This window comes from Arthrobacter sp. Y3221114, assembly GCF_059092625.1.
Window position 1 is genome coordinate 396,128 of sequence record NZ_JBNHHW010000002.1, and the last position, 18,977, is coordinate 415,104.

Below are 18,977 nucleotides of genomic sequence, written 5' to 3' on the forward strand. Positions count from 1 at the left end.
CTGTTTCTGTGCGGCGCCGGTTCTCTGAGGGCTCCGTCGGTGGGGATTCGCCTCGTCCCCTACCCGCGCTGGGGCAGGAACACCTCTTCAAGCCATTTAGTGGTGATCGGCTTCGTCCGGAAATACTCGTCGGCCATGATGTCCTGGTGCAGGTCGATCGTGGTGCTGATGCCGCTGACGCGCGTCTTCGCCAGGACTCGCGACATCAGGTCGATGGCCCCCTGGCGGTCTTCGGCATGGACGATGATTTTGGCGATCAGGGAGTCGTAGAACGGCGGGACCTTCGCTCCGTCATGGGCGTACGTGTCCACGCGGATTCCCTGCCCTTGGGGCACTTTCCACTCCGCCAGGGTGCCGGGGGTCGGCAGGAAGCCGTTGCGTGAATTCTCGGCGTTGATCCGGCACTCGATGGCGTGGCCGGAGACCGCGACTCCTTCCTGAGAGAAGGACAACTTCTCCCCGCGGGCGATGCGGATTTGTTCCCGGACAATATCGATGCCGGTGACTTCCTCAGTGATCGGATGTTCTACCTGAACGCGGGCATTCACTTCAAGAAATACGAATGTCAGTCGCTGGGCATCGACGAGGAATTCCACTGTGCCCGCGCCGACGTAATCGAGGGCCTTGGCCAAATCCACCGCGGACTGGCGGATTTGCGCAACCAGGCCTTCCGGCAGGCCGACGCTTGGGGCTTCTTCGACGAGTTTCTGGTAGCGGCGCTGCGCGGAGCAGTCACGCTCCCCCAGGTGGCAGATGTTGCCGTGCTGGTCGGCGAGAATCTGCACCTCGATGTGCCGTGCCTTCTCAATGTAGGGCTCGAGGTAGATCGTGCCGTCCCCGAAGGCCCGCTCCGCTTCGTTGCTTGCCCGGCCGAATTCGCGACGGACTTCTTCTGCATTCCGCACAACAGTCATACCTCGGCCGCCGCCGCCGGCCGAGGCCTTCAGCAGGAACGGATAGGTGTTGATCTCTTCGGCCGCCACCACCGCCGCTTCAGGATCGGTCAAACCGTGGGTCCCGCGGCCCACCGGAATGCCAATGGATTCCGCCATGGCACGAGCGCGAAGCTTATCCCCGGAGCGCTCCATAACATCAGCCGGCGGGCCGATGAACGTGATCCCGTTCTCCTGGCAGGCTTCGACCAATTCCGTCCGTTCCGACAGGAACCCGTAGCCGGGATGCAGGGCATCGCAGCCGGCGAACTTGGCGGCAGCTACGACGCGGTCCACGGAGAGGTAGCTGTCCGTGGCAGCCGCGGGACCGATGGCTACAGTGCGATCCGCCAGACGGGCAGCCAGCGAATCGCGGTCGGCTTCGGAGACCGCCAGCACGCTCTCGATGCCTTCGTCAAAACAGGCCCGGATGATTCGAACCGCTATCTCACCGCGGTTGGCAACGAGGATACTGCGCACTGCCTAGCCTTTCACCGGAATGATCGTGAACAACGGCGTGCCGAACTCCACGTTCTGGCCGTTCTCACTGTGAACCGCCGCGATCTCGCCGCTGACGTCCGCCACCACGTTGTTCATCAGCTTCATGATTTCCACGATGCACAGCGTGTCGCCGGCCTGGACTGAGTCCCCAACCTCAACGAAGGGCTTGGCCCCGGGTTCGGGTGAAAGCCAGAAGACACCCACACTGGGAGCCGTGACCACGTGGCCGTCCTCGATCGGACGTTCGGCAACAGCAACCGGCGATGGGCTTGCCGCCGCCTGGGCCGGTGCGGCCTGCGCCGTCGGGGCTTGCTGGGGCGCGGGAGCAGCCTGTGCCGCCGGCGCGGCAACAGCGGCCGGCTGCGGTCCCTGACTGCCACCGTCCAATTGTGCGCCGTTACGGGCGACGGCTATGCGGACGTCACCGACCTCGACGACTGCTTCGTCCCATTCGGACTTCTGCAGTGCATCGACGATGCTGTTGATTTCGTTCGGCGTCAAGCTCAAGGGAATGCTCCTTCTTTCATGTAACGGGAGAATCAGGCACGGTGGCAGGCGGTACTTGTTTCGATGGTCAGCTGGCCCGCTTCTCCTGACGGGCTGCAAACATGCCGTATTGGCCTCGGTGGAAAACCAGCGGCTCAGCGTCCTCACGGGCTTCAAACCCAGTGACCCGTCCCAGCGCCAGGACGTGGTCGCCTGCTTCGGCCTGCGAGTGAAGGTCGCAGTCTATCCACGCGACAGCCTCTGCCAAGCCCGGGCCGGACGCGCGCTTTGACCATTCAACTCCTGCAAACCGGTCTTCATTCCTTCGCGAGAAGGCGCGCGACAATTCGTCATGATGGCTGGCGAGGATGTTGACGCAAAACTTACCGGAGTCCCGGATACCGGGCCAGGTCGACGAGCTCAGGGCGGGGAAGAATCCAACGAGGGGGGGCTGCAACGACACTGAGGTGAATGAGTTGCAGGACATGCCGATGGGCTGCCCCTCGGCCATCGCGGTAATGACCACCACGCCAGTGGGGAGATGCCCCAGCACCTTGCGGAAGTCGGCGTCATCAAAAGTTACCGAAGTCATAATGTCCTCGTCCTTTCACGGCCGCCCCCGGCTGCCGCCTTGAAGTAGCCCTGATTCATTACTGGATCTCGGGAACCAACCAATCGGTTGGCAGGAAAAGTATATGTGACCAGCTTCATAATGGTCAACAGCCAGGCCTTCAGGCTGTGACTCGCGCCGGCTCCTCGGCGTGTTGGCGTTGCTCAACCCCGTCCCGGTGCAGCACTGCAGCCACTTCCGCCGGAACTTCTCCCCGGCAAGCCGGTTCCGCGATGGCGTAGGTCAGCGGGCATGAGTCATAGACGGCAGCAAGGCCCTCCACAAGCCACGAAGTCGGCATGGTGAAGGCGTAGCGCAGCGGTCCGCCCCTCCACCTGGGGAACGCGAAGCCCTCCGTCATGACCACGTCGACAACAGCGGCGTCGCGGGCGATGCCGTCGCGGACAGCCTCCGCTGCGGCACACACGATGGCGGACAGCACCCGCTGGACAATCCGGTCAGGCGCCTCTGCATGGGCGTTGATGCCCTTGGCCACCCTCTCGGCAGCAGCAATGGCTTCAACCTCAGGATCTGCGGCCCCCCGGGGATTGTTTTGGTAGGAGTACCAGCCGCTGCCGGTCTTGCGGCCCATCCGGCCCGCTTCGCAGAGGCGGTCCGGGATGCTGACATAACGCTGCCCCTGCGGCATGAGGGGACGCAGGCGCCGCCGTCGAGCCCAGGCAATGTCCAGCCCGGACAGGTCGGCAACGGCGAAGGGGCCCATGGGGAAGCCGAACGCCTTCAAGGCTCCGTCGATGTTCTGCACTGTCGAACCGTCTTCCAGGAGGAATTCACACTGCGTCCGGTAGGAGGCATAGATCCGGTTCCCAATGAACCCTTCTCCGACCCGGGCATGCACGGCGGTCTTGCCGAGCTTTCGCGCAAGCTTTCCGAGGGTGGCTACCACCCCTGCCTGTGTAGCATCGGTCTGCACAACTTCCAACAGCGGGTTCTTCCCGGCCGGGACAAAGAAGTGGAACCCGGCGAAGCGTTCCGGGTGGCGCAGCCGGGCTCCGAGTGCATTCAGGTCCAGGTATGACGTGTTGCTGGCTATGATCGCGCTCGACGGCATCACCTGCTCAAGCTGGGCAAACAGGGTGGATTTGACCTCCACGTCTTCGAAAACGGCGTCAATCACGACATCCGCCTGAAGTTGTTCCAGCGACGCGACCGCCCTGATGGCTCCCCCGCGCGGCACCTCAGGTTGGTTCTCGACGACGCGGCGCACCGCCTCCTCATGGGTATCGAACAGCGAAACCTCGAAACCTGCCGAACTGGCCAGGGCCGCAATGGCCGCCCCCATGGTGCCGGCGCCCACCACACCTAGCCTCCGAACCTCCCTGGCGGGGCCGAATCCCCGCAGGTAGGACGCGCTTTGTGCCTTGGCGAAAAAGAGGTATCTGAGGTTTCGTGATTCCTCACCCGTTCGCAATTCGTGGAAACAGGCGCGCTCGGCCGTGAGGGCTTCAGCAGGGTCTTTCGTCAGTGAAGAGGACACCAGTTCCATCGCCCGGAGAACATTCGGTCTGGCCCTGCCACCCTTGGCCAGCCGCTCGATCGCCGCATCAAGCTCAGCGTCTGCAACGGCGGGCACATCCCGGTGCAGCACACGGGACTTGGTCGTCATGGACTGCGCCATATCCAGGGCGCTTTCGAGCAATTTGCCCTCCGACGCAATGCGGTCGATCAGTCCAATCGCCAGCGACTTCTCCGCGGTCACAGGCTTTCCGGAGGCGATCATCTCCAGTGCCGTCACGGCGCCGACCAGCCGGGGCAGCCGGACGGTCCCGCCCGCCCCTGGGATAATTCCGAGCGTTACCTCTGGCAGTCCGAGCTGGGCCGACGCGTCTGAAATCCGGGCATCGCACCCCAGGGCCAGCTCAAGTCCGCCGCCCAGCGCCAGGCCTGAGATGGCGGCGACAACCGGGATACCAAGCTCCTCGACGGCCGAGATCACCGCCGGGAGCTGGGGCTGCAGGAGCGGCCCGTCGAATTCCTTAATGTCGGAGCCCGCGTAGAAGTTCGGCTTCCCAATGATCACCGCCGCATCGATGTCCACGCCTTCGAGGGACTGGATGGCGGTGAGGAGATCGGCCCGCAGCCCGCTACTGCCCACGTTCAAAGGGGGATTGTTGAGCGTCAGCACCGCACAGCGCTCACGGATTGTAATGGAAACCTTGTCCATTTCGCCCTCTTCCTATCTCCTTGGCGGAGCATCTGCGCAGCCCACTGCTCAAAAAAACACTCTCGACCAATTGTTTGGTTGATGCTAGTCTAAGTGCCACTTCCGGCTTCGTCACCTTGCCGGAGGACCTACTCTTCACTACATCACCAGGAGGCATGATGAGTTCCATTGCAGCGGCGGGCAGCCCCAGGGTAATTGCCGACGTTTTCATCCCCACCAATGTGGTTGCCAATACCGCTGCCGTGGTTGGCGGGGCGGCGTTGACTGCGGTCATGGCCCAATTGGCGGTGCCGCTGTGGCCGGTTCCGATCACCGGCCAGACTCTGGCCGTCCTGCTGGTGGGCAGCACTCTGGGCCCGGTTCGGGGCATGCTCTCCATGGCGCTGTACTGGGTAGCCGGCGTGGCAGGAATGCCAGTGTTCAGCGACGCCTCGTCCGGCCTGGCCGCCGCAGTCGGACCCACCGGCGGATATCTGGTGGGATTCATCGCGGCCGCGGGCCTGACCGGTTGGCTGGCCAAGCGCGACTGGGACAAGAAATTCCTGGGCGCCACGGTGTCTTTCCTGACCGGCACAGTCATCACCTTCGTCTTTGGCATGGCATGGCTGGCAATTTCCCTCGGCGCCAACCTCCAGCAGACCCTCGAGTGGGGCCTCTACCCGTTCATCATCGGCGGAATCATTAAGTCCCTGATTGCGGCAGCCGTCATGCGGGCCGCATGGAAACTTGTGGCCAAAAGCCGCCGCTGAATCCCACGCGGGTGCCGTACGTTCTCCTGCCCTTGGGTTGATACCCAAAATTGCCGTCGGCCGGGCCCAACTCCGGCCGACGGCAGTTTTCTGCCGAGCCGGGCATCGCGTGAAGAGAGCCAGGATCCCGTCGGCTGGGAAGTCCGGGCACCCTTATATAGGGGCAAAGATGTGCCTCACAGCAGCGGCGGCCTGAGATCGGCCGCGAACCAGAGCCATCAAGGCACCTGCGCCGCGGGCTGCCTGCCGGGGGCGTGATCGGCGTGCTCCTGTATGTTCCGCTGTCGCATCCGGAATCCCGACCGGTGAGCCTGCTGGAAGCACCACGCCGGGCCTTTCGAGAGTTGGTCCTCCGGGCCCGCTTGCTTGGCCCGCCCGTGCAGCTCTGGCTATTGGCTAGCTGCTGCCGCCTCTGACTGCGCTCCTCGCCGGCCTGCTGCGGTTTTACCGGCTCGATGAGCCGGGCTCGCGGGTGTTCGACGAGACCTATTACGTCAAGGACGCCTACTCCTATCTGCTTACGAGTGGGAGTGGCCGGAGGACGCCAACGACTCCTTCAACGCCGGCAGCCCGGAGCAACCTCTGGAGTCGCCGGTGGGCAAGTGGATGATCGCCGCCGGCATATGGCTCTTCGGACCCGACAACGGGTGCGGCTGGCGGTTCGGCGCCGCCCGCCAGTCTCTGTCCGTCCTGGTGATCGCCCTGATCGCCCAAATGCTGATCAGGTTGGCTGCGCTCGGCGGGGTTGCGGGCCTCCTGACGGCCATCGACGGCACCACCCGGCGCATTCACGCACCTCGCTGCTAGACGTCTGCCCGATGTTCTGGGTGGTGGCCGCGTTCCGCGCGCTGCTACTGGACCGCCGGGACGGTCCGGGGCTGCTCGGCGGAGATCACGGTCGTCGGAAATTCGCTGAGCTGGTGGGCGGCGGCCCCGTCGCTGCTGGTCCTGCTCTCCTACTGGGCCGGGCGCCGCGACTGGCGTGCCGGCGCGATCTTGGCCGGGGTTGCCGCCGACACCTGCCCCGGTTCCTGTTCCCGGAGCGGACCATGTCCTTCTTCGACGGCATATTCTGGCCCTGACCTACGCGCTAGGCCTAGTACTGGGACGGTTTGCCGACCCGCCCTGGCGCCGCCGCCAGGGCATTCTGGGCGTCGCAGTGTTCCTGGCCGCTGCTCTGCTGGTCTCGGCGTCCTTCTTGCCTGTGTGGACCGCCGAATTGATCCGTTGTCACCCGAGTGGCGCTGGCGCATGTGAATGCCAAGCTCGCCCTGGTCCCGGTTTCGGGGGCTACCGCCCGCTAAACTCCGTCGTCCCTACCGCGCGGTGTACCCGCCGTCAGCCACATAGTAGGCACCGGTAATAAAGGAAGACTCGTCCGAGGCAAGAAACGCAACCAGAGAGGCGATTTCCTGCGGGGTTCCCAGCCGGTTCAGCGGATGCCGCGCACCAATTTCGGCCAACTGTTCGGGGTTCCGCCCGGCAAGCATCGGAGTTTCGATGTAACCCGGCCCCACGGCGTTGATACGGATCCCGGCGTCGGCGTAGTCCAGTGCCGCCGCTTTGGTCAGACCCACGACGGCGTGCTTGCTCGCCACGTACGCGCCCGCCCCCCGTGTCGCCACGGTGCCCATGATGGAGGCGATGTTGATGATAGATCCGCCTGCCTCCAGCATGGCCGGTATCTCGGCTTGGAGGGAGTAGAACATGCCGTCGAGGTTGACCGCCATCAGGCGACGCCACTCGCTGATGGAGATGTCCGCCAGCAGGCTCTTATCCGCGTTCCCCGTTCCGGCGTTGTTGACAGCAAAATCGCAACGTCCGAACGCGTTCTGCGTTTCCTCGACCATCCGGCGGCAGTCCTGTTCAGCACTGACATCCGCCTGCACCGCCAGAGCGTCGGGGCCAAGTTCGTCAGCCAGTTGCTGCGCAGCGGCCATGGAGTAATCGGCGACGACCACACGATGGCCCCGTTCGGCAAGGAGCCGGGCACAGGCTGCGCCTATGCCCGACCCCGCACCGGTGACCAGGCCGGCGAGCCGGTCGGTCTGGCGGCTCACGCTGTCCGGACCGCGCTTTCCTGTTCGGCCGTCACGGCGTCGACGAACTCCCGGCACGCCTCATTCACCTGATCGGAGTGCGTCAGGTTGACCGCGTGTGGCCCGTCCTCGACCAGCAGCAGGCCACGCGAGTCCGGGACCTCCTTGGAGACGCGGACTCCCCGCTCAAGCGGCGTTGAAATGTCTGCCAACCCATGAATGACCAGGGTCGGCGCCGTCACTTCGCCGAGCCGATTGTAGATGTCTTCTGCGTCATACAGCGCATAGGTCGCGTCGTTCAACTGCTTGGGAGTGAGGGTCGTCCAGTAGTTGCGCCAGAATTCTTCGTCGGCACCCGAGCCGAGGATCAGATTGACCAGGAAGTCGAGCTTTTCCTTGGTTGGACCAAGCTCGACCCACTCGGCTACGATCGCGCGGAAGGCCTGCTCCTCTTCACCGGCCAGCCCGCCGGCCTGCGAGGAGCACTGGATGAGGCCGGCAAAGCGTTCGGGGTACTTCATGGCTGCCCGAAGGCCCAGCAGGCCGCCCTGACTGAAGCCGAAATGGATGAACTTATCGATCCCCAAGTGGTCGGCGAGGGCGATCAGGTCGTCAGCGGAGTCCCAGTAGGTGAACTCCCCTTCCCAACTGGTTTCGCCGTGCGCCCGCTCGTCCCACGTGACGCATCGGTGATCCTTGATGAACTCTTCGAGCTGGGGTCTGAACATTTCCCTGCTCATGAACAAACCGTGGCTGAAGATAATCGGGATCCCAGCACCGCCAGAGTCCGTGTATGAAAGAGTAGGGCCATTCGGAATTTCTACAGTAGGCAAGGTCAGGCTCCTCTGTTGTTAGTGACCTAAATAATCCAAACGTTTGATTGGTAGCTTAGTGGCTCCAGGACCCGAGTCAAGAAGGGGTACAAAACGGCCTGGTTGCCGCTCTAGGCGTGTTTTGCGACTTCCTCGGACAGATAGTCCTTGGCGGCCGCCACAACATCGACGGGCGAAGGACCCTTGGGTGATAGACGTTGCGCCACGTCGACATGCGGAAGGTGGGTTACGCGGCGGAGGGCAAGGCGCCTAGACCCGCGCCCCTGACCGGCTCAAGTAAGTTTCTTTGAAACGGTTCTGTGCTTCTGCCGTAATGTCGGCCCCGGAAGAGTCCTTCATGACGTCGTCGAATGAACGCAGCATCGGCTTGATCGTCCCGTCAAAATACGGCATGACCTCCTGCGCGAAGAGCCGGTGGCTCCGCAGTGTGTCGTCATGGTTGGCCCAGTCAACGCCCATCATGAGGTAGGAACCAAAACCGCCGGACTTTTCGATGAGCCGCGTGATCTGCGCACGGGCCATTTCGGGGGTTCCAATGATTGCAGCCCCGGTTTCGTTCATCATGTCCACCGTATTATCAAGGTCCCAGTAGTCGGGCCCCTGCGCCTGCGGGTGGATATGTGCCCGGTAGTCTTCGATCTTCGACAGACCAAAGCGAACCTCTTCGAGAGCCTGCTCCTTCGTCGGCGCCAGGTGCATGGGGCCCATCAAACGCCAGCCGCTGCGCTCCGGCACGCCATGGCCGAACTCCGCGTAGGTGTCTTCCAGGATCTTCCACTGACCGGCCAGGGCTTCGATCCCGGCCGGACTCGTTGCCGCGACGGAGAGCATGTTGCCCCCGACCTTCCCGACGTTGTAGGGAGCATTGGGAGAGACACCACTTACCCCCAGAATGTCGAAGTCGTTATAAGGAAGCATCTGAAGTTCAGCGTTCTTCAACGTAAACCAGTCAGTCGAGTAAGTGACAACCTCGCCCTTCAAGAGGCGGACGATGCAACCGAGTGACTCATCCATCATTTCCCGATGCCTCAACGGATCGGTGCCCATCATCTCGGCATCTTTAACAAGCTGGCCCGGTGCCACCCCAAGGTGTACCCGTCCACGGGTCATGTGCGAAAGCTGAACAATACGTTCCGCCACCTGGAAGGGGTGGTGCCAGGGAAGCGTGACGGCGCCCGTGCCGAACTGGATGCGCTTCGTCCGCTCCGCCGCAGCAGCAATAAACATCATGGGGTCGGCGATCGTCTCAACTCCGCCGGAGTGGTGCTCACCGACCCAGACCTCGTCGTAGCCGAGTCGATCCAACTGCTCGATCAACTCTAGGTCCTGCTGGAAGGTCAGCGTCGGGCTGATTCCAGGTTTGTGGTAAGGACCAATGAAGAGGCCGAACTTGAGCCGTGGTTCCTGGCTAAATCGCATTTGTGCATGTCCTTTGCATTGCATGTGATGGATCACACAGAGGTGAGAGCATCACCAGCTTGCCTTGCCTCAAGCTAACCTGTCAAGCGTTTGGTTGGTAGACAATTCCTGCTCCTCTTGGCCACAGCCACCCTCGCCTCGGCCTTACCAGAAAGATGCCGCCAACCTGAAAGGATGGCGGCATCTTTTGTTGCAGCAATCGGTCTAAGCAGAGCTGCCGGCCTGGGTGGCGGCTGCCGGCCGGTGGCCCTGCTTGGCCAGCTGGATCTGTTCGTAGACGTGGTGGCGCAGTTCGGTGAACCGCGGCAGCGCGCGGGTGTTCAACTGGTCGCGCTCGTCGGGCAGGTCGATCTGGAGGTCTTCCTGGATGACGGTCGGCGAGGAGGACAGGATGATCACGCGCTGGCCCAGGTAGACCGACTCGTCGATGTCGTGGGTGACGAACAGGACGGTGACGCCCAGTTTCTTCCAGACCGTGCGGATCAGGTCCTCCAGGTCGGCCCGGGTCTGCGCGTCGACGGCGGCGAACGGCTCGTCCATCAGCAGCACCTCGGGCTGGTAGGCCACGGCCCGGGCGATGGCCACGCGCTGCTGCATGCCGCCGGAGAGCTGCCACGGGTAGGACTGCGGCACGTGGTCCAGGCCCACGGCCTCCAGGGCGTCGTCCACCAGCTTGTCGCGCTCGGCCTTGCCCATGCCGGCGTTCTTCAGCGGCAGCTCCACGTTTTCGCGCACCCGCATCCAGGGGAACAGCGAGCGGCCGTATTCCTGGAACACCACGGCCATCTTCTTCGGCGGGCCGGTCACCCGGGCGCCGTCCAGCAGCACCTCGCCCTCGGTGGGTGCCAGCAGGCCGGAGATGCACTTGAGCAAGGTGGTCTTGCCCGATCCGGACGGACCGACCAGGCAGGCCAGCTCACCGGCACGCAGGTCGAAGGTAAGGTTGCGCACCGCCTCGATGTCGCCGCCGTCGGTGTGGTAGACCTTCTTGACGCCGCGGACCGAGAGCATGGCCTGGCCTTCGGGCAGGGTTTTGCCGGTCGGAACCGGGGTGGTTTCAGGCTGCATTTTCTACCTCTCGCAGGCCGTGGTACCAGCGCAGGATCTTGCGCTCGGTCCATTGGAAGATGAATGACATGGCAACACCGATCAGGCCCAGCACCACGATGCCGGACCACATTTCCGGAATCGCGAAGGAGCGCTGGAACTGCACGATGGTAAAGCCGAGCCCCGACGACGAGGCGAACATTTCGGAGATGACCATCAGGATCAGGCCGATGGACAGGCACTGGCGGACACCGGCCATGATCTGCGGCCCCGCCGAGGGCAGCACGAGGTGGCGCACGCGGGCCATACCGCCGATGCCGTAGGTGTGCGCCGAGTCCGAAAGCACCGAGTCGATGGCGCGGACGCCTTCGATGGTGTTCAGCAGCACCGGCCAGATGCAGCCGGAGATGATGACCACAATCTTCATCGTGTCGGTGATGCCCATCAGCAGCATCAGTACCGGAATCAGCACCGGCGGAGGGATGGCGCGGAAGAACTCCAGCACCGGCTCGGTGAAGTCGCGCAGCCACTTGATCGAGCCGATCAGCAGGCCGGCGACGATGCCCAGGATGATCGCGGCGGCCACCCCGATGAGCAGTCGGCCGATCGAGGGCAGCACGTCGGACAGGAGCCGTTCGCCGAACCAGGTCTCGGCGAACGCGTCGACGAGCAGTGCCGGCGTGGGCACGAAGAAGTTTGCCTCGCCCAGCGTTGAGGCCCACCAGATCAGCACCAGGATGACCGGCAGTGCCAGCGCGTAGGCAATGCTTTTCAGGACTTTCACGCGATCACCTCGGAACGGATCGATTCATGCCAGGACAGGGTCTTGCGCTCAATGAAGCGCATCACCAGGTTGACCAGCACGCCGATAAGGCCGGTGGCCAGCACCAGCGCGTACATTCCCGCGATCGCGCCGCCGGACTGCGCCAGTGCGATTTCCCGGCCCAGACCCGGCGATCCGATCACCAGTTCGGCCGTGATGGCCAGAATCAGGGCGACCGCTGCGGCCAGCCGCACCCCGGTCATCAGGTACGGAAGGGCCGTGGGGAACACCACGTGGCGGACCCGGGCGAACCGGCCCAGGCCGTAGGACTTCGCCGTCTGCATAGCCACGTTGTCCACGTCGGCCACCCCGTACAGGACCTGGATGAAGACCTGCCAGAACGATGCGTAGACGATCAGCATCAGCGAGGACTCGATTTTCACGCCGAACAGCAGCACGGCCAGCGGAATCAGCGCCACCGACGGGATTGGCCGCAGGAACTCCACCGTGGAGTTGGTGAACTTCCGCAGGAAGTTCGACGAACCGATAATGAAGCCAAGCACCACGGCCAGGAGTACCGCCATCAGCAGGCCAAGGAACCACGCGAGCATGGTCTCGCCCACCGCCAGCCAGAACGCCGCCAAACCGAAGTCGTTGATGAGCACGGCCAGCACCTCGGACGCAGGCGGCAGGAAGCGCGCCTCCACTATCCCCACCCGCGGAACCAGTTCCCACACCAGCAGGAACGCAAGGATCCCGGCAAGCCCCAGCAGCTGCTTGGCGGGACGCTTCTTCGACGGGCGCCGGCGGGACCGGCTGGGCGCCGGGCCCTTGCTGTCCGTGGTCACCGCGGGGGCGCTCATGAGAGCATCTCCGCGAAGTGCGGCGCCCTATACAGCGCACATTTCATTTCCACTCCTTCTGCCCCGAGGAGAACGGGGATACAGACCGCCCTGTTCGCTAGCCGAACAAGCGTTCACTAGCTTAAGTGTGGTCGATGCCACTTGGTGACGTCAAACACTCTAGGCCATCGTTACGCAGGCAACACTGCGCGACGGTGTTTAACGCCGGTGAATTGAAATGATCAACGGTTTGTGCTTGGCGGTTCAGCGCTTTCGGCCGAGCAGGAAGTAGGCCAACGGGCCGACGAAATTGAGGAAGGACGCCGCGAACCACACCGGCTTCGGCCCGTTGACCAGGGCGGCCGGGCGCTTCTTCAGGTCCTTGAGTGCGGCCGTCTGCAAAACAAGCTGCAGTCCGGCCATGGTGGCCACGCGCAGCCGCTGTGCCCCGCTCAAATCCTTTAAGGACTTCTTCTTCATGGCTTTCTTCATGGCGGCCTCCCGGTCTGTTCTGGCAGCAGGTGCCTCAAGTGTAGGCGTGCACCGGCCGGCCGCGTAGGGGCTCAGCGGTCCCGTTCGTACCGCCACGGCAGCGACCCGGTGGAGAGCCGGTGCCGGGCCCCGGCGGAAGCCGCCGGCCCGGGACCGGGGTAGGCGTCATCGCCCGCCCACACGATGACTTGTCCGCCCGCCGGGCCGTCAATCACGTGGCTCTCATAGTTGAAAGGCTCCGTCGTCCGGGCGGCTTCCAGCGCGTCAGCCACGGTGCCGTAGCGGCCCAGTTCATGCAGTGTCACCCAGGTCGGCGGGACCAGCCGCATCCGGCCGGACTCATGCCGGCGGAGCGCTTTCTCGGGCGGCATCCAGGCGAAGTTGGCCAGCTCGCCGTCGTTGAGCACGATTTCCCCGGCCGGCGCCGCTGCGGCAAAAAACCACGTCTGGAAGCGGCGGACCAAGCTGTGCCGCGGCACCCAGTTCGACAGGTGCACCAGTTCCTGCCCGGCGATCTGCAGTCCGGTCTCTTCGAAGGTTTCGCGCACCCCTGCAACTTTTGCCGCCGCCAGCTGCCTGTCATGTTCACCCTCGACGGCGCTGCCGATCCCCGTGCCGCCGAGCGCTTCCGCTTCGGCCGCCAGGTAGTCCCCCGGATCCACCTTTCCGCCGGGGAATACCCAGGCCCCGGCAAAGGATCCCCTGCCGGGGCGTTCCAGCATCAGGACTTCCAGTCCCTCCGGGCTATCGCGCAGCAGGATGACTGTTGCCGCCAGCTCCGCTTGGTTCGCGTGCTTGTCCTCCGCTTTATCCACGCCCTTAGCTTAGGACGATGGCTGAAACGTTGGTTTTCGAACCAACCCTGTCGCGCCTACCTCCGTGACAGCAGCCGCTCAACCCGCGGCTTGACCTCCGTGGCCAGCAGCGTGATGGATTCGATCAGGTGCTCGTGCGGCAGCCCGCCGATGTCGGTCTGCAGGAAGTGGCGCACATGTCCCAGGTATCCGTGCAGGTGGGCAATCCGCTCGGCCACGTCGTCCGGATCGCCGACGTAGTAGGCGCCCGGGGCTTCGGCCTGGGCCAGGAAAGCGCGCTTGTCCGGCGCGGGCCAGCCGCGCAGCCGGCCCATTTCCACGTTGAGGTTGTGCCAGCCGGGGTAAAACCGGTCGAGGGCCTCCTGCTTGCTCGGCGCTACCAACCCGAGGGCGGCTACGGAAACCTTGATCTGCGGACCGCCGTGGCCGGCCTGGGCCGCGGCGCGCCGGTAGAGCTCGGCCAGCGGCGCGAACCGGTGCGGGGCCCCGCCGATAATCCCGTAGGAAACAGGCAGTCCGAGCTGCCCGGCCCGGGCCGAAGACCCGGCGTTGCCGCCGGTGGCCAGCCAGATCGGCAGCGGCCCGGCGGCGGGCCGCGGGACGACGGCCAGGTCCGCGATGGCCGGCCGCCGGGATCCGCTCCACGACACTTCCGCGGCGCGGCTGTTGTTGATGGTCATCAGCAAATCCAGCTTCTGCGCATATAACTCGTCGTAGTCGCCCAGGTCGTAGCCGAACAGCGGAAAGGTCTCCACCGACGAACCGCGGCCGGCGGTGATCTCCACACGGCCGCCGCCGGAGATCGCGTCGGCCGTGGAGAACTGCTGGAACACGCGAACGGGATCGTCCGTGGAAATGATGCTGGCGGCGCTCCCGAGCCGGATCTGCTTCGTGGCGGCCGCGGCCGCGGCGACGATCGCGCCCGGCGAGGACGCGGGCATGCTGGTGGTGTGGTGCTCGCCGATCCCGAAGTAATCCAGGCCTGCCTTGTCGGCGTGGACGATGGCGTCGAAGAGGTTGCGGATGGCCTCGGACGTCGGCCGCTGGGTGCCGTCCGGATTCAGTTGCGTGTCGCCGAAGCTGTAGGCACCGATTTCCATGTCTTGTCCTGTCCTGCCTGTCGACGCCGTCATGGACGTGCGGGTTCGTTGGCCGCCGCCAAAAGGCCGCGGAGCTGCCCGGCGGTATGGGCCTCGTTGAAAATGCGGGTGCCCGGTTGGAAGACGCGGCCGGCGGACAGCGGGCCGGCATCGACCGGGTCATAGCCGAGGCGGTCGATGAATCCGGCGACCAGGGACTTGGCGTCGTCATCGTCGCCGGCAAGAGCCAAGGCCCGGCGGTCGGCGGAACCCGGATCGCGGCCGTCCTCTTCGAGTTCCCGGTAGCCGATATGGTTCAGCGTTTTGACCAGGCGCGCGCCCGCCAGGAAATCCTGGATGACTTCGCTGCTGCCGCGCGGGTCGTTCTCAAAGTCGTCGATCACGCCGTCGGTGGGTGCCCAATAGTTCATCGCATCGATCACGGTCTGTCCGGCCAGTATGCCCGGATCCAGGGTGCGGTATCTGTGCAGCGGCACCGCGGCGAGGACCAGGCCCGCCGTCACAACCTCGGCGGCGTCCACCGGTTCCGCCCCCGGCGTGATGATTTCCGTCAGCAAGGCGATTTCTGCGGCCGGCTTGGACGTTGCGATCTTCACCCGGTAGCCGGCTTTGAGTGCTTGACGGGCCACGGCGGTGCCCACCCGGCCGGCACCCAGGATGCCAATGGTGCCCAACTCCATACCAACTCCAGTCTGCAAATATGTTGTCCGACAGACTATATTGTGCGCAGATTATCTGTGCAACTTCGCTTGGGTGGATATCATGTGAGGCATGACAGGAGAACGAGCCGCCACAGCGGACAGGACGCACAGCCCGGTTCCTGGCGATCTCGGCTGGAACCTCGGCATGGTCCTGCGCGGGTACCAGGAGAAATTCGAGGAGGCCGTCACCGGCATGCCGGAAGGCATCCGCGGCTACCAAATCCTCTCCGCCGTCGTTCATCGGGACCCGCCGAACCAGCAGGCCCTCGGGGCTCACTTGGTCATCGACCGAACCGTGCTGACCTACATCCTGGACAAGCTCGTGGCCGCCCGGCTGGTGAAGCGCGTACCCGCCGCCAACGACCGGCGTGCCCGGAAAATCGTCCCCACCGCGCAAGGACGCGAAGCGCTCGCTGACCTCGAGGTCCGCGTCGCACGTGCCGAGCAGGCCCTGCTCTCCGGCTTGTCGCCGGATGACGTGCGCCGGCTCTCCACCCTGGTCGAGGTGTTGGCCATGGAGATCCACCGCGCCCAGCCGAACTCCAGCCCGTGCGAGGCGATGGACCACCTGCCCTAAACTCGTCAGCATGTGGATCGGCTGGATTGAGTTCGACCTGCTCCTGGGCGACGTGCATTCACTCAAGGAAAAGCGATCCGTGCTGCGGCCGATCGTCGCCGAGGTACGGAAGCGGTTCGATGTTTCCGTTGCGGAAGTCGGCCAACAGAACCTCTACCGCCGGGCCGAACTGGGCATCGGGCTGGTAGGCGGCGACCGGGCCCATGTGGTCCAGGTGCTGGACGCGGCCGAGAACTACATTGCCTACCGCCCCGGCGTGGACCTGCTCAGCACGCGGCGGAGAATCCACTCCAGCGACGACTGAGTCCGGCAGCGGACCGCTGCATACCGGTCATGCAAACAGCTGGTGCGCATCGACCGGCGCGGATATTGGTAGCGTTGGTCACGCCCATGATCCATGCCACATCCGGAGGCTCTGTTGACCACCCCCGCCACCGACGCGCAGTTTTCTACCGTTGAGGAGCTTGTCCGCCACCGCTATGCCTCGGACAAAGCGTCGCAGCATCTTGGCATCGAGGTGCTCGAGGCCGAAGAAGGCCGCGTGGTGATGGCCATGGGCGTGCAGGACTACATGCTGAACGGCCACCACATCCTGCACGGCGGCTACCTGTTTACCCTCGGCGATACGTGCTTCGCGTTCGTTTGTGAGTCGCTGGGCCGGCCGTCGGTCTCCCGTCAGGCCGAGATAACGTACATTGCGCCCGGCGCGGCGGAAGCCCGCCTGGTGGCCACCGGCGTCGAACGCACCCGCTATGGCCGCAACAACATCGTGGATATTTCCATTCACGACCAAGACGGCCAGCACTTGGCCGAAATGCGCGTCTACGGCGTGCTGGTCCCGAAGAAGTAGTTCCGCCCCCGCACCGAAGGAGCATTCCCGATGGCCGTAGTGCCCGCGATCGATCTCAATAACGGCGTCAGCATTCCGCAACTGGGCTTCGGCGTTTTCAAGGTGCCGCCGGCTGAAACAAAGCGGGCCGTTGAAGCTGCGCTGGAGGCAGGCTACCGCCACATCGACACCGCCGCCGCCTACCGCAACGAGTCCGGCGTCGGCGCCGCCATCTCCTCCAGCGGGATCCCGCGCGAGGAACTGTTCATCACCACCAAGCTCCGCAACGGCGAACAGGCCGACGCCCGCCGGGCTTTTGATAACAGCCTGCGCGAACTCGGCTTGGATTTCGTGGACCTGTACTTGATCCACTGGCCGGTGCCCTCGCAGAACCTGTACGTGCAGGCGTGGCAGGCGCTCGAAGAGCTCTACGCCGAAGGCCTCAGCCGGGCCATCGGCGTCTCCAACTTCCTGTCCGAGCATCTGAAGACCCTGCTGGCCGCCGGAGGCATGGTGCCGGCGGTGAACCAGATCGAAATCCATCCCACCTTCCAGCAGCGCGAGGTCGCAGGGTTCAGCCGCCGGCACGGCATTGCCGTCGAGGCCTACAGCCCCCTGGGCCAGGGCGCTGATTTGGAGAGCCGGACGGTCACCGCCATCGCGGCAAAGTATTTGGCGACCCCGGCCCAGGTGGTGCTCGCCTGGCATCTGGCGAACGGCAACATTGTGATCCCCAAGTCCGCCAATCCTGACCGTATGGCGAAAAACCTGGCCGCAGCGCGGCTCACGCTCGATGCGGAGGACCTGGCCGCCGTCACTGCGCTCGACGCCGGCGGCCGCGTGGGCGCCGATCCGGCCACGACCGCCTTCACGCAGCTCTAGAAACGACGACGGTTGCCGGTGTCCGCGTTGGACACCGGCAACCGTGGGGAACCTGCTGAGCGCTAGAGCCGGCGGTACTCGGCCACCATCGGGCAGTCGAAGGGATCCCGGGCCGACAGGCCAACCTTGTTCAGGTACTGGACCACGATGCCGTAGGACTTGGGCAGCGACGTTTCGGTGTACGGGATGCTGTGGTTGGCGCAGTATTCGCGCACGATCTGGGCCGCCTTAGCCAGGTTGGGCCGGGGCATGCTCGGGAACAGGTGGTGCTCCACCTGATAGTTGAGTCCGCCCATGAGTGCGTTAATGGCGCCGCTTCCCGTGGGGGTGCGGCCAACGATGTTGCGGCTGGTCAGGACCTGGCGGCTGAGGAAGTCCACCTTCGAGTCCTTGGGGATCAGCGGCATGCCCTTGTGGTTCGGTGCGAAGGACGCGCCCATGTAGACGCCGAAAACGGCCAACTGGACTCCGAGGAACGCGAAGGCGATGCCGGGCGGCAGGAAGACGAAGATGGCCGCGACGTAGAGAGTCAGCCGGGCGAACAGCACGGAGATTTCCCGTTTGCGGCCCTTGACGGGGCCGCGGGCAAACAGCGACTTAATGGAGGTGATGTGCAGGTTGATGCCCTCGAGCATCAGCAGCGGAAAGAACAGGTAGCCCTGCCTGCGGGTGAACCAGGCCATCAGGCCCCGGCGTTCGGCAGCCTGTTCGGGCAGGAAGGAGACGGTGTCCTGCTCGATGTCCGGGTCTTTCCCGATGGTGTTCGGGTTGCCGTGGTGCCGGGTGTGCTTGTTCATCCACCACTGGTAGCTGATCCCCACGACGGCGTTGGCCAGGAACCGTCCGGCACGGTCGTTGGCCGGCCCGGTTTCGAAGACCTGCCGGTGGGCGGCCTCATGGGCCAAGAACGCCAGCTGCGTGAACAGGATGCCCAGCGCGCCGGCAATCAACAGCTGGAACCAGCTGTCGCCGAGCAGTACGAATCCGGTGACCGCCCCGGCCAGCCCCAGCACCAGCGCAACAAAGAGGCTGATGTAAAACCCCCTGCGCTTTCGCAGCAGACCTGCATCCCGCACCGTACTCAACAGCTGGGAGTAGCCGCTGGCGGCGGAAGAACCGCGCTTGCTACGGGTAGAAGTTGTCGGGGGAGATACAGATATGCTCATGCGGCCTTC

General features: G+C 64.4%; 20 protein-coding genes and 1 pseudogene. 6 read left to right on the forward strand and 15 right to left on the reverse strand.

Translation table 11 applies throughout. The annotated features are described in order from the left end of the window. Positions 1 to 59: 59 nt before the first annotated feature. The 4 genes from AC5RV3_RS05895 to AC5RV3_RS05910 form a co-directional block, all read right to left on the reverse strand. Positions 60 to 1,412 carry an acetyl-CoA carboxylase biotin carboxylase subunit gene (locus tag AC5RV3_RS05895; RefSeq protein WP_494121320.1) on the reverse strand — a complete coding sequence of 451 codons (1,353 nt, stop codon included), beginning with the start codon at positions 1,410 to 1,412 and terminating at the stop codon, positions 60 to 62. 3 nt (positions 1,413 to 1,415) lie between these two features. Next, positions 1,416 to 1,940 (reverse strand): acetyl-CoA carboxylase biotin carboxyl carrier protein, encoded by a 525-nt coding sequence (gene accB / locus AC5RV3_RS05900; protein WP_494121321.1) that lies wholly within the window; start codon positions 1,938 to 1,940, stop codon positions 1,416 to 1,418. Between the two features lie 67 nt (positions 1,941 to 2,007). Beyond that, positions 2,008 to 2,511: a flavin reductase family protein gene (locus AC5RV3_RS05905; RefSeq protein ID WP_494121322.1), complete on the reverse strand. Its 504-nt coding sequence runs from the start codon at positions 2,509 to 2,511 to the stop codon at positions 2,008 to 2,010. Positions 2,512 to 2,650: 139 nt separating this feature from the next. Continuing rightward, positions 2,651 to 4,714, reverse strand: coding sequence for a 3-hydroxyacyl-CoA dehydrogenase NAD-binding domain-containing protein (locus AC5RV3_RS05910; protein ID WP_494121323.1), 2,064 nt, complete (start codon positions 4,712 to 4,714; stop codon positions 2,651 to 2,653). A 158-nt stretch (positions 4,715 to 4,872) separates the two neighbouring features. Between AC5RV3_RS05910 and AC5RV3_RS05915 the strand changes: the two genes are divergently transcribed. Together AC5RV3_RS05915 and AC5RV3_RS05920 are read left to right on the forward strand one after the other, a co-directional pair. Continuing rightward, positions 4,873 to 5,463, forward strand: coding sequence for a biotin transporter BioY (locus tag AC5RV3_RS05915; RefSeq protein ID WP_494121324.1), 591 nt, complete (start codon positions 4,873 to 4,875; stop codon positions 5,461 to 5,463). 254 nt (positions 5,464 to 5,717) lie between these two features. Continuing rightward, a pseudogene (locus AC5RV3_RS05920) lies at positions 5,718 to 6,720 on the forward strand (phospholipid carrier-dependent glycosyltransferase). 59 nt (positions 6,721 to 6,779) lie between these two features. On the opposite strand, the gene AC5RV3_RS05925 reads toward AC5RV3_RS05920, so the two are convergent. The 10 genes from AC5RV3_RS05925 to AC5RV3_RS05970 all read right to left on the reverse strand — a co-directional run bounded on the left by AC5RV3_RS05925 (position 6,780) and on the right by AC5RV3_RS05970 (position 15,493). Further along, positions 6,780 to 7,523, reverse strand: a complete 744-nt coding sequence (locus AC5RV3_RS05925; RefSeq protein WP_494121325.1) for an SDR family NAD(P)-dependent oxidoreductase — start codon at positions 7,521 to 7,523, stop codon at positions 6,780 to 6,782. Next, the gene (locus AC5RV3_RS05930; protein WP_494121326.1) at positions 7,520 to 8,335 is read right to left on the reverse strand and encodes an alpha/beta fold hydrolase; all 816 of its coding nucleotides are present in this window, start codon (positions 8,333 to 8,335) and stop codon (positions 7,520 to 7,522) included. Before AC5RV3_RS05930 ends, AC5RV3_RS05925 begins: the two co-directional genes overlap by 4 nt. Before the next feature lie 249 nt (positions 8,336 to 8,584). Then, positions 8,585 to 9,754 (reverse strand): LLM class flavin-dependent oxidoreductase, encoded by a 1,170-nt coding sequence (locus tag AC5RV3_RS05935; RefSeq protein ID WP_494121327.1) that lies wholly within the window; start codon positions 9,752 to 9,754, stop codon positions 8,585 to 8,587. A 204-nt stretch (positions 9,755 to 9,958) separates the two neighbouring features. Beyond that, complete coding sequence (locus AC5RV3_RS05940; RefSeq protein ID WP_494121328.1) at positions 9,959 to 10,822, reverse strand: ABC transporter ATP-binding protein; 864 nt, start codon at positions 10,820 to 10,822, stop codon at positions 9,959 to 9,961. After that, positions 10,812 to 11,585: an ABC transporter permease gene (locus tag AC5RV3_RS05945; RefSeq protein WP_493989808.1), complete on the reverse strand. Its 774-nt coding sequence runs from the start codon at positions 11,583 to 11,585 to the stop codon at positions 10,812 to 10,814. The genes AC5RV3_RS05940 and AC5RV3_RS05945 overlap by 11 nt, the downstream gene beginning before the upstream one ends. Continuing rightward, entirely contained in the window at positions 11,582 to 12,427 is an 846-nt protein-coding gene (locus AC5RV3_RS05950; protein ID WP_494121329.1) for an ABC transporter permease, read from the reverse strand. Before AC5RV3_RS05950 ends, AC5RV3_RS05945 begins: the two co-directional genes overlap by 4 nt. A 243-nt stretch (positions 12,428 to 12,670) precedes the next feature. Then, on the reverse strand, positions 12,671 to 12,898 hold the full coding sequence (locus AC5RV3_RS05955) for a PLDc N-terminal domain-containing protein (RefSeq protein WP_494121330.1): 228 nt from the start codon (positions 12,896 to 12,898) through the stop codon (positions 12,671 to 12,673). A 71-nt stretch (positions 12,899 to 12,969) separates the two neighbouring features. Continuing rightward, positions 12,970 to 13,713: an NUDIX hydrolase gene (locus AC5RV3_RS05960; protein WP_494121331.1), complete on the reverse strand. Its 744-nt coding sequence runs from the start codon at positions 13,711 to 13,713 to the stop codon at positions 12,970 to 12,972. A 56-nt stretch (positions 13,714 to 13,769) separates the two neighbouring features. After that, a complete protein-coding gene (locus AC5RV3_RS05965) occupies positions 13,770 to 14,813 on the reverse strand; it encodes an LLM class flavin-dependent oxidoreductase (protein WP_494121332.1) in 1,044 nt (347 codons plus the stop codon). A 29-nt stretch (positions 14,814 to 14,842) separates the two neighbouring features. Next, a complete protein-coding gene (locus AC5RV3_RS05970) occupies positions 14,843 to 15,493 on the reverse strand; it encodes an NADPH-dependent F420 reductase (protein WP_494121333.1) in 651 nt (216 codons plus the stop codon). 91 nt (positions 15,494 to 15,584) lie between these two features. On the opposite strand from AC5RV3_RS05970, the gene AC5RV3_RS05975 reads away from it, so the two are divergent. From AC5RV3_RS05975 to AC5RV3_RS05990, 4 genes are all read left to right on the forward strand, one after another. After that, complete coding sequence (locus tag AC5RV3_RS05975) at positions 15,585 to 16,091, forward strand: MarR family winged helix-turn-helix transcriptional regulator (RefSeq protein WP_494121334.1); 507 nt, start codon at positions 15,585 to 15,587, stop codon at positions 16,089 to 16,091. A gap of 10 nt (positions 16,092 to 16,101) precedes the next feature. After that, positions 16,102 to 16,395 carry a DUF503 domain-containing protein gene (locus AC5RV3_RS05980; RefSeq protein WP_494112617.1) on the forward strand — a complete coding sequence of 98 codons (294 nt, stop codon included), beginning with the start codon at positions 16,102 to 16,104 and terminating at the stop codon, positions 16,393 to 16,395. 114 nt (positions 16,396 to 16,509) lie between these two features. Further along, positions 16,510 to 16,941, forward strand: coding sequence for a hotdog fold thioesterase (locus tag AC5RV3_RS05985; protein ID WP_494112616.1), 432 nt, complete (start codon positions 16,510 to 16,512; stop codon positions 16,939 to 16,941). A 30-nt stretch (positions 16,942 to 16,971) separates the two neighbouring features. Further along, complete coding sequence (locus AC5RV3_RS05990; protein ID WP_494121335.1) at positions 16,972 to 17,802, forward strand: aldo/keto reductase; 831 nt, start codon at positions 16,972 to 16,974, stop codon at positions 17,800 to 17,802. 62 nt (positions 17,803 to 17,864) lie between these two features. Here the strand turns inward: AC5RV3_RS05990 and AC5RV3_RS05995 are convergent, their stop codons facing one another. Further along, the gene (locus AC5RV3_RS05995) at positions 17,865 to 18,968 is read right to left on the reverse strand and encodes a fatty acid desaturase family protein (protein WP_494121336.1); all 1,104 of its coding nucleotides are present in this window, start codon (positions 18,966 to 18,968) and stop codon (positions 17,865 to 17,867) included. Between the last annotated feature and the right edge of the window lie 9 nt (positions 18,969 to 18,977).